This window comes from Rhodovulum sp. BSW8 (assembly GCF_003314725.1).
GTDB classification, from domain to species: domain Bacteria; phylum Pseudomonadota; class Alphaproteobacteria; order Rhodobacterales; family Rhodobacteraceae; genus Rhodovulum; species Rhodovulum visakhapatnamense.
In genome coordinates, this window is record NZ_QNVX01000049.1 from 94,081 (window position 1) to 110,116 (window position 16,036).

10 protein-coding genes and 1 riboswitch are annotated in these 16,036 nt (G+C 71.3%); of the genes, 2 read left to right on the forward strand and 8 right to left on the reverse strand.

Annotated features, from left to right (window positions below; translation table 11 throughout):
* Positions 1-126 precede the first annotated feature (126 nt).
* Both DSD19_RS17475 and DSD19_RS17480 read left to right on the forward strand, forming a co-directional pair.
* Positions 127-867, forward strand: coding sequence for an alpha/beta hydrolase (locus DSD19_RS17475; protein WP_133260461.1), 741 nt, complete (start codon positions 127-129; stop codon positions 865-867).
* Positions 864-2,144 (forward strand): glycoside hydrolase family 15 protein, encoded by a 1,281-nt coding sequence (locus DSD19_RS17480; protein WP_113670528.1) that lies wholly within the window; start codon positions 864-866, stop codon positions 2,142-2,144. Before DSD19_RS17475 ends, DSD19_RS17480 begins: the two co-directional genes overlap by 4 nt.
* On the opposite strand, the gene DSD19_RS17485 is transcribed toward DSD19_RS17480, so the two are convergent.
* The 8 genes from DSD19_RS17485 to cobO form a co-directional block, all read right to left on the reverse strand.
* On the reverse strand, positions 2,123-3,376 hold the full coding sequence (locus DSD19_RS17485) for a glucoamylase family protein (RefSeq protein WP_113670529.1): 1,254 nt from the start codon (positions 3,374-3,376) through the stop codon (positions 2,123-2,125). The two genes, DSD19_RS17480 and DSD19_RS17485, sit on opposite strands and share 22 nt — an antisense overlap.
* Complete coding sequence (locus DSD19_RS17490) at positions 3,364-5,616, reverse strand: glycoside hydrolase family 3 N-terminal domain-containing protein (protein ID WP_113670530.1); 2,253 nt, start codon at positions 5,614-5,616, stop codon at positions 3,364-3,366. The genes DSD19_RS17485 and DSD19_RS17490 overlap by 13 nt, the downstream gene beginning before the upstream one ends.
* A gap of 77 nt (positions 5,617-5,693) precedes the next feature.
* Positions 5,694-7,589, reverse strand: coding sequence for an ATP-binding cassette domain-containing protein (locus DSD19_RS17495; RefSeq protein ID WP_133260462.1), 1,896 nt, complete (start codon positions 7,587-7,589; stop codon positions 5,694-5,696).
* A 577-nt stretch (positions 7,590-8,166) separates the two neighbouring features.
* Complete coding sequence (locus DSD19_RS17500) at positions 8,167-9,858, reverse strand: di-heme-cytochrome C peroxidase (protein WP_243628096.1); 1,692 nt, start codon at positions 9,856-9,858, stop codon at positions 8,167-8,169.
* A gap of 134 nt (positions 9,859-9,992) precedes the next feature.
* Positions 9,993-11,759 (reverse strand): ABC transporter ATP-binding protein/permease, encoded by a 1,767-nt coding sequence (locus DSD19_RS17505; RefSeq protein ID WP_165828168.1) that lies wholly within the window; start codon positions 11,757-11,759, stop codon positions 9,993-9,995.
* A 139-nt stretch (positions 11,760-11,898) separates the two neighbouring features.
* Entirely contained in the window at positions 11,899-13,350 is a 1,452-nt protein-coding gene (locus DSD19_RS17510) for a cobyric acid synthase (protein ID WP_113670533.1), read from the reverse strand.
* Positions 13,347-14,861: a cobyric acid synthase gene (locus tag DSD19_RS17515; RefSeq protein ID WP_113670574.1), complete on the reverse strand. Its 1,515-nt coding sequence runs from the start codon at positions 14,859-14,861 to the stop codon at positions 13,347-13,349. The genes DSD19_RS17510 and DSD19_RS17515 overlap by 4 nt, the downstream gene beginning before the upstream one ends.
* A gap of 145 nt (positions 14,862-15,006) precedes the next feature.
* Entirely contained in the window at positions 15,007-15,639 is a 633-nt protein-coding gene (cobO, locus tag DSD19_RS17520) for a cob(I)yrinic acid a,c-diamide adenosyltransferase (RefSeq protein WP_075785567.1), read from the reverse strand.
* Between the two features lie 107 nt (positions 15,640-15,746).
* Positions 15,747-15,957, forward strand: a riboswitch (cobalamin riboswitch).
* Positions 15,958-16,036 lie beyond the last annotated feature (79 nt).

The following is a 16,036-nucleotide window of genomic DNA, read 5'->3' on the forward strand; positions in this document are numbered from 1 at the left end:
TGGCAGTGCCGGATCGGGTGGAGCCTGCGAACCTTGGAAATGTGTCGTTTCCGGTCTTGCAACAATTCCGGGGCCGGATCGCAAGGCCGGTCTTGCGGCGGCGCGCGGGCGGGCTAGACTCGGCGCATGAGTACGCCTTCCGCTCTCTGGACCGCCCGGTCTGGCCGCGACCGCGATGACGGGCCGGTGCCGGTCGTCATCGGCTGCGAAGCGGTGGTGCCTGTTGGCACGGTTCTGCTGGTGCATGGCCGCAATGGTGCGCCGGACCAGCCGCAGATCGCCGAGATCGCCGAGGCCTATCTGGCGCGCGGCTGGCGCGTCGTGGCGCCGGAACTGCCCAATTCCATCGCGCTGCCCGCTTCGGGGCCTGCCGACCGGCTGACCATGGACGGGCTGCGCCGTGCCGCCGCCGAGGTCATGGTCTGGACCCGCGCGCGCTGGCCGGACGTGCCGCTGGCACTGGCGGGCCACAGTCTGGGCGGCTTCGCCATCGGCCATCTGGCCGCCGATCTGGGCGATCCGCATCATGTGCTGGGCGTCTCGCCGGTGCTGTCGGGGGCGCGGCTGCTGGCCGCGCGCGTGGCGATGGGGCCGCCTGCCGTCGCCGCGCTGGAGCGCGAGGTGCCGCTGATGCGCGCGGGCATGGAAGCCGAGGATGCCGCGCCCGCGCTGGCCCGGGTCGCGGCACCGCTGGGCGTGATCACCGGGGCCGAGGATGGCATCGTGCCGCTGACCGATGCGCGCGCCTATTTCAACGCGGCGCCGAACGGGCGGTTCTTCGGGGCGCTGCCGGGGCAGAACCATTGCCCGGCCGGGCCCGACGTGGCCGCGATGCTGGGCGTCGCGCTGGCCGCGCTGGGCGCGTGAGCGCGGGGCCGGACCCGGGCTGGGTCGCGGCCCGGCGCGGGGCGGCCGCGCGGGCGCTGCGCCGGGCGGTTTCCGCCACGGGGCTTTCGCGCCACCGCGCGGGCTTCGGCTGGACGGTGGTGCCCGCGCCGGGGTCGATCCTGGCCTCGGCACGGGTGGCCTCATGGGACCCCGAGCCCGACTATTTCCACCACTGGACCCGCGATGCGGCCATTGCGCTTGCCGCCATTCCCGAGGCGATGGCGGCCGAGCCCGGGGCGGCGGGGTTCTGGCGGCGGGCGGTGGCCGATCATGTCCGCTTTTCGCTGGCGATCTCGGACCCCGACCGGCGCGGGCCGCCGGTCAACCCTTTGAAAGACAGCGCGACCGAGGCCTACCGGCCCTATCTGCGCCCCGATGCCGAGCTGGCCGCCCTGACCGGCCCCGCCTGGCTGGCCGAGCCGCGCTGTGCCGCCGATGGCGGCCCCGATCTCGAACGCTGGGGGCGGCCGCAATATGACGGCCCCGCGCTCAGGGCCGCGGCGCTGATGCGGCTGGGCGCGGCGATGCCCGAGGCGCGCGGCGAAGAGGCCGACCGGCTGATCGCGCGCGATCTCGACTTCACCCTTTCGGTGGCGGGGCAGCCCTGCCTCGGCCCCTGGGAGGAAGAGCCCGCCCGGCGCAGCGGCTTCACGCTGATCGCGCAATGGGATGCGCTGGAGCTGGGGGCACGGCGTCTCGGGCGGGCGGATCTGGCCGGTGCGGCCGAGACGGTCGCCGATTTGATCGCCGAAGCCGCCGATCCGGTCACGGGCGGCTGGCGCGAAAGCCTTGAGGCGGCGCCGGGGGGGCTCGACAGTGCAACGGTGCTGGCGCTGGTTCAGGCCGGCCGCAGCGATGGCCCCTTTGCCCTGACCGCGCCCCGGACCCGGGCGACGATGGCGGCGCTCGAGACGCTGTTTGCCGGGCTCTATCCCCTGAACCATGGCCGCGCGGCCCCCGCGCTGGGGCGCTGGGCGGGGGATGTCTTCTGCGGCGGCAACCCGTGGTTCCCGGTCACGCTGGGCTTTGCCGAGGCACATTACCGGATCGCGGCGGCGACCGGCGAAGCGGCCGAATTCGACCGGGCCGAGGCGTTGATGGCGGTGGTCGAAGACCTCGCGCCACAGGGCGACGACCTGCCCGAACAGGCCGACCGCGAGACCGGCGCGTCAACCTCCTGCCTCGGGCTCACCTGGTCGGCGGCGGCCTTCCTGATGGCGGCGGCCGCGCGCGATCAGGCGCTGGCGGCCAGATAGGGCGCGGAACAGCCCAGCCGCAGCAAGCCCCGCCGGATCTCGGGGCGGCCCGAGACCAGCCGCCAGATCAGCCCCGAGCGGTGGTTTTCCAGCCCCACGACAATCGGCCCCTGATCGATGGCCAGACGGCTTTCCGCCACCCAGTCGCCCTTCGGGCAGAAGGCATCGACAAAGCCCGCCTCGCCCCAGATCCGGTCGCCCAGATCGTCATGCAGATGGCGCAGAACCGGCATCGCCTCGGCGGGCGCATAGGGGAAGGACGAGAGCGCCGCCGTGGGGGTGATGACGCCGGTGTCGTGGGTCGGCGAATGGGCGGCATAGCCCTTGGGGTCGTCGCTGGCCGTGAGGCCCCAGCACGCGGCGCCATAGCCCGCATGGCCCCTGGGATTCGCCAGGCAATGGGCGCGGTTGACCAGCGCATGGGCGCGGGCCTGGGCGCCGTAATCGGCATAGGCGTCGGTCAGCCCGCGCGGGTCGATCCCGAGGAAGGGGTATTGCGAGAGGAACAGCGGCCCGCCCCAGTCGGGACCCAGCGGCAGCACCGTGCCGTCATAGCTGCGGCCGTTGAGAAAGGTGGGCGTCCGGACCCAGCTTTGGTGATAGCTTTCGGGCGGAATGGGATGGGTGTCGGACCCGGCGCCAAGGACGAAGACCGGCATCGCCTCGTTCCAGCCCCGGATCGGCAGGGCGTTCGGGGCAAAGGGCCGGTCGGGATGGCGGTGCCACATCACCGCGCCATCCTCGCGCAGATGCGCGGCCCAGTTCACCGCGTCGAAAAGCGCCTCGATCCGGGGGGCGATTTCCGGCGCCTCGGTGAAGAAGGCGGCCGCGCCCAGCAGGCCGGTCATCAGGAAGGCGGTCTCGACCAGATCGCCGCCATCGTCGCCCGCCATGAAGGGCAGGACGCGGCCGGTGCCGCCATGCAGGAAATGCGGGAACACGCCGTCGAAGCGGTCGGCGGTTTCCAGAAAGCCCACCAGCCGTTCGACCCGGTCGAGGATTTCGCGCCGGGGGCGCCAGCCGCGCTCGGCCGCGACGATCTGGGCCAGAAGCCCGAAGCCGGTGCCGCCGGTGCAGACCGTGTCTTCGATGTCATAGCCGAACGCGCCCGCGCTGCGTTCGCGCGCCATGCCGCTGACCGGATGGCTCCAGTCGAGGAAATACCCCGCCGTGGCCTGCGCGATGCGGTCGCGCAGCGCGGCATCGTCCAGGCCGCGGATCACGCCCGCCATGTCAGCTCCACCGGACGGGTGTCGCGGCTGTTCGGTCCGACATGCAGGACGACCCGGCCCGGGTCGCGGACCCAGCGCGCCTCTTCGAGCGAGGGCGCCAGCGGATAGCGCGCCAGGTCCGCCCCGATCTCGAAGACGACCTCGCGGGTGGCGCCCGGCGCCAGATCGACCTGGCGGAACGCCACCAGATGGCGGGCGGGCCGGGTGATCCGCGCCTCGGGGTCGGACAGGTAGACCTGAACCGTCTCGGTCGCGGGGCGGGGGCCGGTATTGGTCAGGGTCACGCTGAGGCGCACCCGGTCTTCCGGCCCGGCCTCGGCCGCCGACAGGCGCGGGGGGGCGTAGTCGACCTCGGTATAGGACAGCCCGAAGCCGAACGGGTAGGGCTGGCGGTCGCCCGGCAGATCCAGCCAGCCGGTGCGGAACTTGACGAAGCGGCCGGTCCAGGGGCGGCCGGTCGGGTCCTCGGCATGGCTGACCGGGGTCTGGCCGGGCGCGGCGGGCAAGGTGACGGGCAGCCGCCCCGAGGGTTCGGCGCGGCCGAAGATCAGATCGGCGACCCCCTCGGGCCCGGCGATGCCGCCATGCCAGGCGTAAAGCAGCGCGCCGCAACGCCCGTCCACGCCACCCAGCGCCAGCGCCCGGCCCGCGAAGACCGCGACGACCAGCGGCGTGCCGGTCGCGGCAAGTGCGTCCAGCAGACGGCGCTGCGGCGCGGGCAGGTCGGGACAAAGCCGCGACGAGGATTCGCCCGCATGTTCCTTGGCCTCGCCCAGGGCGACGACGACGACATCGGCCGTCTGCGCAACCGCGACCGCCTCGGCCAGCATCTCGGCCTCGGGGCGGGGGTCGCGGGTCACGGTGACGCCATGGACGTTCAGCCGGTCGACCAGCCAGTCCTCCTCGATCAGATTGCAGCCCGGGGCATGGGCGGGCGGGCGTCCGGCGATGGCGGTCATGGCCTCGAACAGCGGCGTCACGTCGGCGGCCCGCCCCGACACCGACCAGGTGCCCAGCATGTTCGCCCGGTCCCGCGCCAGCGGCCCGATCAGCGCGACCCGCGCGCCCGGGGCAAGTGGCAGGAGCCCGTCGTTTTTCAGCAGCACGGCCGAGCGGGCGGCGGCCTTGCGGGCCAGCGCCCGGCCCTCGGCCCGGTCGGGGGCGGGCGGGCTGCCGGTCAGCCCGCGCCAGGGATCGTCAAGCAGCCCCAGCCGCGCCTTGAAGCCCAGCACCCGGGCACAGGCGCGGTCGATCAGGGCGCGCACCCGCTCGGCCGGGACGGACAGCCCGGCCTCGGGCGCGTCGAGCCCGGCCTCGGCCAGGGCGGGCAGATGGGCCAGGTAATCCTCGCCCACCATGTCCATGTCGATGCCCGCCGCCAGCGCGCGCAGCGCCACGGTGGCGGGGCTGCCAAGCCCGTGGGCGGTCAGCTCGCGGATGCCGGTATAGTCCGACACGACAAGCCCGTCGAAACCGGTCTGGCCGCGCAGCCAGCCCTCGATCAATGGCTCATGGGCATGCATCGGCAGCTTGTTGACGGCGTTGAAGGCGGCCATGACCGAGGCCGCGCCCGCCGCCACACCTTGGGCGAAGGGCGGCAGGTAGATCTCCAGCAGGTCCTCCCAGGCCAGCGAGGCATTGTCGTAGTCGCGCCCCGAAAGCGGCGCCCCATAGGCCACGAAATGCTTGAGGCAGGCCGCGACCCGGCCGGGCGATGCGGGGTCGTCGCCCTGCAGGCCGCGGGTCATGGCGGCGGCGATGGCGCCCGCCAGATGCGGGTCCTCGCCCGGGCTTTCGGCCATCCGGCCCCAGCGCGCGTCGCGGGACACGTCGATCATCGGGGCATAGACCTGATGCAGCCCCTCGGCCGAGGCTTCGGCGGCGGCGAAACCGGCGGTCGCCTCGATCAGCGCCATGTCCCAGCTCGCGGCCAGCGCGATCGGCAGCGGAAAGACGGTGCGGTGGCCGTGGATCACGTCTTCGGCGAAGAACAGCGGGATCTTCAGGCGCGAGCCCGCCAGCGCGCGGTCCTGCAGGTCCCGCGCCGAGGCCAGCGACTTGGTGCCGAAGATCGCGCCGACCTGTCCCGCGTCAAGCCGTTTGGCCAGCGGCGTCGCGGTGGCGGCTCCGGTCACCAGACCCTCGCCCGCGGCCAGAAGGTTCAGCTGGCCGATCTTTTCCTCCAGCGTCATCTGCGCCATCAGCCGGTCGACGGTCTCGCCCCCGCGTCTGCGGTCCATGCGGGTCCCCCCCCTTGCGCCGGGCGCCTGCCCGTGTGCAACGCCCCGTCTGCTTTGTGCCGACGGCTCTGGGCCGTCTATTCCGCAGCGTGGCGGGCGGCGGCCAGACCCGGCGCCAGCACCGGACGGACCTGTCCGACGCCCCCCGCGATGTCGAGCACCGCGGCATAGAAGGGGCGGCCGTCCGGGCCGTAGGGCGCGGTTTCGCCATGCAGCACCGCAATCACCGCGGTCCGTGGCAATTCCTCGCACAGCGCGTCGTGGAAATCTACCGCAGCGTTTGCGTCGAGCGCCGAAGTCGCCTCGTCGAGCAGCAGGATATCGGGGCGCGTCAGCAGGATGCGGGCCAGCACGAGGCGCTGTTTCTGTCCGCCCGAAAGCACGGTGCGCCAGGTCTTGCCGTGATGCAGGTCGTGATGGAGCGAGGTGATGAACTGCCCCAGTCCGGCCCGGTAGAGGACGCGGGCCACCACCAGATCGCCGTGCTTCTCGGGAGCCTCGGGATAGCAGACCAGCGTCTTGAGGCTCATCCGTTCGGGCAGGTCGGGTTCCTGCCCGGCGAAGAACATCCGCGCGCCCCCGGCCAGCGCCACCCGGCCCTCGCCATAGGGCCAGAGCCCGGCCACGGCCTTCAGCAGGCTGCTTTTTCCGCAGCCATTGGCTCCGCGCAGGTAGATCCGGTCACCGCGGTCGAGCCGCAGGCGCGGCACGGTCAGGAAGGGTTCGGCATCGTGGCCGCGATGGCAGAGCGCAAGATCCCGGATCTCGACCAGCGCGCCCCGGGCGTCGCGGCGCCGGTCGAAGCGGCTGATCCCGGTTTCCGCATAGAAGTCCTGGCGCGCGCGCACGCGCTCGACCGCGCGGGCCAGTTCGGTCAGCCGCCCGGCATTGGCGCGCAGCGTCGCGATTTCTGGCATCACGTTGATGAACCACGAAAGATCGCCGATCAGCCCGGCGGTCAGCTCGCTGCTGGCGGCAAAGGTCTTGAAGCTCATATGCCCGGCCATGAAGGCGGGCAGGGCGGGCAGATAGGCCAGCAGCCGGTGCGACAGGAAGTTGTAGAGATCGGTGAACAGCATCATCGCCGCGCCAAGCCCGTTCTGCCGGCCCCAGGTCCTGTCGAGTGCTGCATAAAGCCGGGCATTGATCCGGCGCTGGGCCCGTTCCCCGCGCGAGGCGGCGATCTGCCCGACCCGGTGCAAAAGCCCGCCCAGCTCGCCCCGCCAGGCGCCGTCGCGGCGCTGGCGCTGCAGCTTCTGGCGTTCGAGGATGCGCCCGAGGCGCCAGGCGATCCAGGTGATCGCGGGCACGTAAAGCAGGATCAGCCCGGCAACCAGCAGGGCCGTGCCATGGGCGCCGGGCACCAGATCGACCCGGGCGGCGAGGGCGGGGCCGAACTGGGCCTCGATCCAGGCATTGGCCGAGGCGCCCCAGCGGTCGAGCTGCGGCACCGGCTGGCTGCGTTCGAGGATCGCGGCCGAGACGAACCAGACCGAGGTGATCGCGCCCCAAAGCCCCATGGTCAGCCCGATCAGCCCACCATAGAGCCCGATCGAGCATTCGTCGATCCGCTGGTCGATGGCATCGGGCAGGCGGGCGCCAAGTTCGGTTTCGCTGCGGTCGCTCATCAGATCGAGTGCGATGCGTTCGTCGGCCAGGATCGCCGCGTCGAAGCGGCCGACCAGCCAGGCGCGGGCGCGGCGGTGAAGCGTCGTGGACAGGAAGTGGCGGCAGGCGACGCCGCAGGCCCGCGCGGCGTAGATCCCGACCAGGGCCGCGGCGGCGGTCAGCAGCACCTCGGCCGGGTCGACGCCCGCCTCGGCGCGGTGGAAATTGGCCAGGGCCGCAAGGAAATCGGCGCTGGAGGTCGCGACCCAGACGCTGGCCTTGCTCAGAAGCGTCGTCAGTCCGAAGACCACGACGGTGAGGACCCAGGCCTCTTTCCAGCGGGAGGAGACCCAGTAGGCTGTCACCAGCCCCCAAAACCCAGTCAGTCTACACACAACCGCTCTCGCCCCGTTCGCGCGCACCTTCCCCGTGACGTGCCAGCCCCTTTCAGGCGGCCGCCCCGACAAGACGCCCTTGATTGTTTGTGTGGCGCCAGGGAGGCCGGATGGTTCCCCTTTCCGATTGCGCCGCGTTAACTGTCGGCGAAAAGTCGCCGAAAGTCCAAAAAATTCTCTCTTCGAAACGTGGATAATTCCCTACCCGGGGGCAGGGTGGGCGTCGTCGCGCCCGGCCGGGGGCGCGCTGGCGCCGGGCCGGTCGGTCCCGGAGAATCGGAAATGACGTATTTTCAAGTGGCTAGAGGTGAGCGATCCAAAATGGCTGGATGATTCCAATTCGGCGAAGATGTTGCTTGTTTGTCGCGTTCCGGTTGTCAATGGCGATCGCCGCCGCAGCCGGGGACTTGACGTCGCTGCAGTCCCGGTCGGCCAGTCGGTCGGGCGCAGAGATCCGCGGCGCAGGGTTGCTGGCCAGTCTTGCGCCGGTCGTCGGGAGGAAGGTGGCGGGGCCGGGACGCGGCGGGCGCGTCCCGGGGCTCGGGCCTCAGATCGACTTGAGATATTCCAGCAGGGCGCGCTTGTCCGCCTCGCTCAGAGTCGTGCCGTAATCGTGGCCGCAGCGGCTGTTGCCGGAGCTGATCTGGTCGCAGCCGGTGGTCTCGATCACGTGGTCGAAGGCGGTCTGCCCGGCGGCCATGCCGACCGCGTCGATGTCATAGGCAGGGCCGGGCGTGAAGGCGGCGGTACGCTCGGCGGGCGGGGTCAGCAGATCGCGCAGCGTGGGGACCGAGCCGTTATGCAGATAGGGCGCGGCCGCCCAGATCCCGTCCAGCACCCGGGATTCGTAGGCGCAGGCCGGGGCCGCCGTTTCAAGCGTGACGCCATCCGGTCCGCTGGTCGGGAAGGCGCCGCGCAGGTCGTCGAACCTGCCCATGAAGTCCTCATCGGTCGCAAGATCGGCGTGGGCCGCCGAGGCGAGGTCGCCGGTCGCGCGAAAACCGGTCGCGTGCTGGATGATCGCCCCGATCACCGACAGCCCGAGCAGGTCGAAGGCGGCGGCCTCGGCGCCAAGCGTCTTGCCCGACAGCGGCACCTTGGCGCCTTCCAGCACGCCGGTCTTGGCGGTGCGGGTCAGGATCTCGCATTCGCGTTCGTCGGTGCCCGCAGGCAGGATCGGCGTGGCCCAGGTCGAATGGAAGATCGACCGGAACGCGCCCTGTTTCTTGCCATGGCACTCGACGCAGCCGCCCTGGTCGGTTGCGCGGTCGAAGACGGTGCGGCCCTGCTCGGCCAGATCCTCGTCCAGCGCCCAGGGCCAGCGCGGCGCGCCGATCTTCCAGATCGCGTCCTCAAGCGATTTCAGCCCCTCCCAGTTCGCCGAATTGTCGGTGACATAGTCGCGGTCGAACAGAAGCCCGGGCTTGGCCGTCGGGTGGAACTCGCCGAAGACGCCATAAACCTCGCCCAGATTGCGGGCGAGCCCCAGAAGGTCGTTGCCATTCTCGGCAAAGCCCGGCCATTGGGTCATGTCCTGGCGCGCCGCGTTCCACAGGAACGGATAGCGCGTGGGCGCATCGGCGATCAGGATGTTCTCGGGGATCAGATAGGCGTCTTCGGGCGCCCCGAGATCGAGCCCGGTCAACCGGTTGAAGATCATCGACACGGCATCCAGCCGGGCCGGACCCCAGGCCGGATCGGGCAGCGAGCCCGCGATGAGGGTGTGAAACCGCTTGCTCCAGGTCTCGAGCTCGGCACGCAGGTCGGCGCGGTCGCCATCGCCGCCCGCCACCTTGTCGGCGAAGGCGTCGAAGGCCGCGTCATCGGCCAGAACCGCCAGCACGGCGGCATCGAGATCCGCGAGGAAGCTCTGGAAATCGACGATGGCCGGGCCGCCGTCGATCCGGTAAGCGGTGCCGCCGACCTCGATCTGGCGGGTATGGCAGGCGGCACAGGTCATGCCGATGGCGGTGCCGTCCGCGCTTTCGTTGGTGGTGAAGCCGACCGGCAGGGTTGCGTCGTCGTCGCGGTCGGGCATCGGCAGATAGCCGTAGCGCGCCAGACTGTCCGCCAGGAACGGCGTCCCGTCGGGCCCGGTCAGCGCCTGCATCCAGGCCAGCGGCATGATCCGCGAGCCCTGATCCTGGGTGTAGAAGGCCGAGCGCAGCGCGCCGGTCCAGCTGTCGCCCTGATCGACATAGACGGTCTGGGCCCCGAGGGGCGCGGCGACGGATAGCAAGAAAGCGGAAAAGACGGATCGAGCAAGCATTTGGTCCTCCCAGGGTTGAATGCCTTCGATCCTCTCATTCCTTGCGTGTGGTTTCCACAAGTTTCCGTAACGTCAAGAGTGGCACCGTCGGGCCGGGCCTTGCGTCAGGGGGCGGCGGTCCCGGCCCCGTGCCGGGCGCTGCCCGGTTCGGCGACGATCTGCACCACCCGGCCGAAGACCGGCGAGGGCGTGGCCCCGTCGCCGATGCCCAGCACCCCAAGCCGCGCCAGCCGCCCCTGCAACAGCGCCTCGATCCGGGTCAGCGCCTCCGGGTCGAGCTGGTCCAGCACATCGTCCATCACCAGCCAGTCGGGACAGCGCAGCAAGGCCCGGGCGAAGACCAGACACTGCTTGTCGCTCTGGCCCAGCAGCTGGTCCCAGCGCCCCGACTCGCCCAGCGCGGCGGCCAGATGCCCAAGCCCCACCGCGTCGAGCGCCGCCACCATCTGGTCATGGCCATAACGCTCGGCCGGTTCGGGGTAGCACAGCGCCAGATCGAGCCGCCCCGGCGGCACATAGGCCCGCGTCGGCAGGTACATCACCCGATCGGGCGGGGGCATCGCGATGTGGCCCTCGGCGCGGGTCCAGAGCCCGGCCAGCGTGTCGAAAAGAAGCGTCTTGCCCGAGCCCGAGCCGCCATGCAGCAGCACCCTCTCGCCGGGGCCGACGATCACCTCGGGCGGATCGAGCCGGACCCCAACCTGCGGGGTCACGACATGCAGCCCCGCGATCTCGATCCGGCCCGCGTCCTCGCGCCGGTCGATCCGCGGCCCGGCCGCTTCGGCCGCGGCTTCGGCGCGGTCGACCGCCAGCACCGCGCGGTGAAAGCTCGTGACCCGGAACAGCGTCGCGCGCCAGGTCGCGATCACGGCGAAATTGCTGACGAACCAGCGCAGCGATCCCTGCACCTGGGTGAAGGCGCCCGCCACCATCATCAGCTCGCCGATGCTCATGTCCGAGGTGAAGTAGAAGGGCGCGGCCACCAGGATCGGGGCGACGAGCGTGAACCAGCCATAGCCCGCCGTCACCCAGGTCAGGTTGGCGGTGGCCAGGATCACCGCCTCGACGATGCCGACGACGCCCGCGAAGCTGGTCTCGATCCGCGAAGTTTCGGCCCGCTCGCCGCGTTCGAGCGCGATCCGCCCCGCGGCCTCGCTGATCCGGACCAGATCGAAGCGCAAGACCGCCTCGCGGGCGGATTCCTCGGCCCGAAGCGCCACCAGCGGCCGGCCGACGCGCCAGCTGAGCCAGGAGGCCGCGACCGCGTAGAACAGCGCGCACCAGACCATGAAGCCCGGGATTTCATGGCTTTGGCCGCCGAAGCTCAGGGTGAACCCCTCGGATTTCTGCCAAAGCACGCCGATGAACGACCCCAGAAGCAGCGTCGCCTGAAACAGCCCGATCCCCAGCGCCGCGCTGAGATCGGCCAGCTGGTCGACATCGGCCTGCAACCGCTGATCGGGGTTCTCGCCGATCTTGCCCGCCCGCGACAGCCTCAGCGCGCGGCCCGGCGCCATCCAGTCGCGCACCAGCGCCCGGAACAGCCCGCGCCGCAGCGTCAGCTTCATGGTCTGGTCCAGCCAGAGCTGGCTGACATTCAGCACCAGAAGGACGCCCGCCAGCACCGCGAAGACCCCAAGCTGGGTCACGAAGGCGGCCATGTCCTTGCGGGTGAGGGCGTCGTAGAAGGGCTCGTTCCAGGCGTTCAGCCGGATCTGCATATAGGCGGTCAGCCCGATCACGCCGACCAGCGCCGCCACCAGAAGCGCCGCCCGCCGCCCGAAGCCCGAGCTGCGGAAAAGGCCCAGCGTGTCGCGGATCTGGGCGCCCAGCCGCGCGGGCGGGGCTGTCGTCCCGGTCCGCTCAACCAAGGTCCTGCGCCCGTCCATGGGGGGTCTTGCTCACCTGCGATCTCCTCTGGGTCGGGTCCGCTCGTGCCTTTTCCGATACGGGCGGCGGCCGGGGTTCGCAAGCGTCGGTCACGTCCGGCGGGCGCCGGGCGCAGGGGGCTCAGCGTGCCAGCGCCAGCAGCGCGTCGAGGTCCAGATCGGCCTCGATCTCGTCGGCCAGCCGGTCGAGCGCAGCCTCGACCCGGTCGGGGCCAGCCTCGGCGGCGGTCGCGCCCATCGCGGCAAGCCAGGCCGCGCGGAACCCGTCGGCGCCGAACAGCCCATGCACATGGCTGCCCCGGACCCGGCCATCGGCCGAGACCGCGCCTTCGGGCTGACCGTCGAGGCTCAGCCACGGCCGGGCGGTTCCCGGCCCCGAGACGCGCCCGGCATGGATCTCGTAGCCGGTGACGCGGGTGCCGCTGAGCATGTCCCGGGCGTCGACCGCCACGAGCCGCTTGTCGCCGGTCATGACCGTTTCGATGTCCAGAAGCCCAAGACCCGGCGTTTCGCCCGGTGGCCCCTCGATGCCCTCGGGGTCGCGCACGACGCGGCCCAGCATCTGATAGCCCGCGCACAGCCCCAGCACATGCCCGCCCCGGCGCAGATGGGCGCGGATGTCGATGTCCCAGCCCTCGGCCCGCACCGCATCGAGCGCGGCACGGGTGGTCTTGGACCCCAGAAGGATCACCGCATCCGCATCGCCCGGCACCGGCTGACCCGGTTTCAGCCAGCGCAGGTCCACCTCGGGTTCGGCTGCCAGCGGGTCGAGATCGTCGAAATTGGCGATCCGGGGCAGTTCGGGCACCGCGATCACCAGCCGACCGGCCCGGCCATCGCGCCGCCCAAGACCCAGCGAATCTTCCTCTGGCAGGGCGCGCGCGGCCTCGGACCAGCGCAAAAGCCCCAGCACCGGCCAGCCCGTTTCGGCGCGGATCTCGGCGGCGGCGGGGGCGAAGACGGCCGGATCGCCGCGGAACTTGGTCACGACCACGCCCGCGACCCGCGCCCGTTCGGCCTCGGTCCAGAGCCGGTGATGCCCGGTCACGGCCGCGGTCACGCCGCCGCGGGACTCGTCGCCCAGCAGGACCACGGGCAGGTCGGCGGCCTCGGCAAGGCCCATGTTCGAGATGTCCTGCGCGCGCAGATAGCGTTCGGCCCCGCTGCCCGCGCCCTCGATCAGCACCAGATCGCGGGTTTCGGACAGCCGGTTCAGGCTGGCCACGACCTCGGACCTCAAGGTCGGTTTGAGCGCCTGATAGGCGCTGGCCGACTGCCGCCCCAGCACGCGGCCGCGCAGCACGACCTGACAGTCGATATCGGTTTCGGGCTTCAGCAGCACCGGGTTCATGTCGACCGACAGGGGCACGCCCGCGGCGCGCGCCTGCAGCGCCTGTGCCCGGCCGATCTCGCCGCCATCCGCCGTCACGGCGGCATTGTTCGACATGTTCTGCGCCTTGAACGGCGCCACGGTCAGACCGCGCCGGGCATAGGCGCGGGCGAGCCCCGCGACCAGCAGGCTCTTGCCCACGTCCGAGCCGGTGCCCAGAACCATGAGGCGCCGGGCGGTCATCGGGCCAGCGTCAGCAGGGCATCGAGATCGAGATCGGTCTCGAGCTGGTCGGCCAGCGCCTCCAGCGTGGCCTCGATCCGGGCGGCATGGTCAAGCCCCGAGGCGCGGCCGCCCATCGCCGTCAGCCAGTGCCGCCGGAACCCGTCGGCGCCGAAGATCCCGTGCACATAGCCGCCCATCACCCGTCCGTCGGCCGACAGCGCGCCTTCGGGTCGGCCGTTCAGCATCATCCAGGGTCGGTCGAGGCCCGGACCGCGGGTCACGCCCATATGCATCTCGTAGCCGGTGATCCGGGCGCCGCTGACGGTGTCGAGGGCCGCGACCTCGGCCAGGCGCTTTTCGGGGCCGATTTCGGTCTCGATGTCGAGAAGCCCCAGCCCCGGCGTCTCGCCCGGCGGGCCTTCGAGGCCCTGCGGGTCGCGCACGGTGCGGCCCAGCATCTGGAACCCCGCGCAGATGCCCACGACCCGGCCGCCGCGGCGCAGATGCGCCTGAATGTCGATGTCCCAGCCGTTGGCGCGGATCGAGTCGAGCGCGGGCCGTGTGGTCTTCGAGCCCGGCAGCAGCACGACATCGGCCTCGGCCGGAATGGGCTCGCCGGGCCGGACCCAGCGCAGATCGACGCCCGGTTCGGCCGACAGCGGGTCGAGATCGTCGAAATTGGCCATCCGCGCGATATGGGGCACCGCGATCACCAGCCCCTGCCCGGTGCCCGAAGCGGGCCGTTCCAGCGCCAGCGCATCCTCGGCGGGCAGGCGCGAGGCCGCGTCGAACCAGCGCGCGACCCCCAGAAGCGGCCAGCCGGTGATCTCGGTGATGCTGCGGCAGGCCGGGTCGTAAAGCGAGAAATAGCCGCGGAACTTGTTCACCAGAAAGCCCGCGATGCGCGCCCGCTCGGGCTCGGTATGCAGCAGCCACGAGCCCACGACGGCGGCCATGGCCCCGCCCCGGTCGTTGTCGGTGACCAGCACCACCGGCAGGTCGGCGGCCTCGGCAAAGCGCATGTTGGCGATGTCGCTTTTGCGCAGATAGGTCTCGGTGCCCGAGCCCGCGCCCTCGACCAGCACCAGATCGGCCTCGGCGGCGATGCGGTTGAAGCTGTCCATCACCGCGGGCAGGAGCTTCGGCTTGAGTTCGTGATAATGGCGCGCGGGCCAGTTCCCCAGCGCGCGCCCCCGCAGCACCACCTGCGAGCCGACCATGGCCTGGGGTTTCAGCAGCACCGGGTTCATGTGGATCGAGGGAGGCAGACCCGCCGCCCTTGCCTGCAGCGCCTGGGCCCGGCCGATCTCGCCCGGAGGGGCCACGCCATCGGGGCCGGGGGGCAGGTCGCTGTCGGCGGCGACGGCGGCGTTGTTCGACATGTTCTGCGCCTTGAAGGGCGCCACCTTCACGCCGCGCCGCGCATAGGCGCGGCAGAGCCCGGCGACCAGCAGGCTCTTGCCCACATCCGAACTGGTGCCCTGGAACATCAGTGCCTTCGCCCGGCGCGGCGGGGCCGGGTCGAGCATCGGCACCGAGATCTCCGGCATCGGCGGCGCGGCATCGTCGGGGGGCAGGTCGGAAGGCGGGCTCGGGGTCCTGTGGGATGTCATCGGGGCTCCTGCGGCGTTCGGCAGGGGTGTCGGACGGGGCTTTCCGGATGTCAAGCGCGGCTCAGAACTCGACCCCCGGCTGGCCCTTGATGCCCGACCGGAACGGATGCTTGACCAGCGTCATCTCGGTGACCAGATCGGCGGCCTCGATCAGCGCCTCGGGGGCGTTCCGGCCGGTCAGCACGACATGGGTCAAAGGCGGCTTCTCGGCCTGCAGGAAGGCCACAACCTCGGCCGGATCCAGATAGCCGTAGCGCAGCGCGATGTTGATCTCGTCGAGCAGCACCATGCGGATCGCGGGATCGCGGATCAGCTCCTTGGCCTTCTCCCAGCCCTTTTCGGCCGCCGCGATGTCGCGGGCGCGGTCCTGGGTTTCCCAGGTGAAGCCCTCGCCCATGGCATGGAACTGGCAGAGATCGCCGAAATGCGAGGTCAGAAGCCGCCGCTCGCCGGTATCCCAGGCGCCCTTGACGAACTGGACGACGGCGCAGGGCATCTGATGGGCGATGCAGCGCAGGATCATCCCGAACCCCGCCGAGGACTTGCCCTTGCCGGTACCGGTATGCACGAGGATCAGCCCCTTCTCGCCGCTCTTGCCGGCCATGATCTTGTCGCGCGCGGCCTTCTTCCTGGCCATCTTGCTGGCATGGCGGGCGTCGTCGGCAGCGGTATCGGGGACGGTCTCGTCGGTCATGGGGGCTCCTTGCGCGTGTCGGGGACAGATTAGCGGGCGGGGCGGCCGCGTCAAACCCGCGCCGCGCCGCGGCGGTCGCGCCGATTGACAAGGCCCGAGCCGCTTGCAATGACGGAGCCGTGACCGGTTCGCCCGGGCCCCAAGGGTCCGGACGTGAAATGGGAACGCGGTGCGCCCCCGCAAGGGGCAAGTCCGCGGCTGCCCCCGCAACTGTAAGCGGCGAGCACGGCTGAGAACGCCACTGGGGATGACCCCCGGGAAGGCCAGCCAAGCTGAGACCCGCGAGCCAGGAGACCTGCCGGCCGCCCGTTTTCCCGCAAGGGGAGGCGGTTTCCACCGGACGCCGGGGTGCGCGTCTGGCCCGGATCGGCTGCGTTGCGGCCCGTTCGAGCCTCTC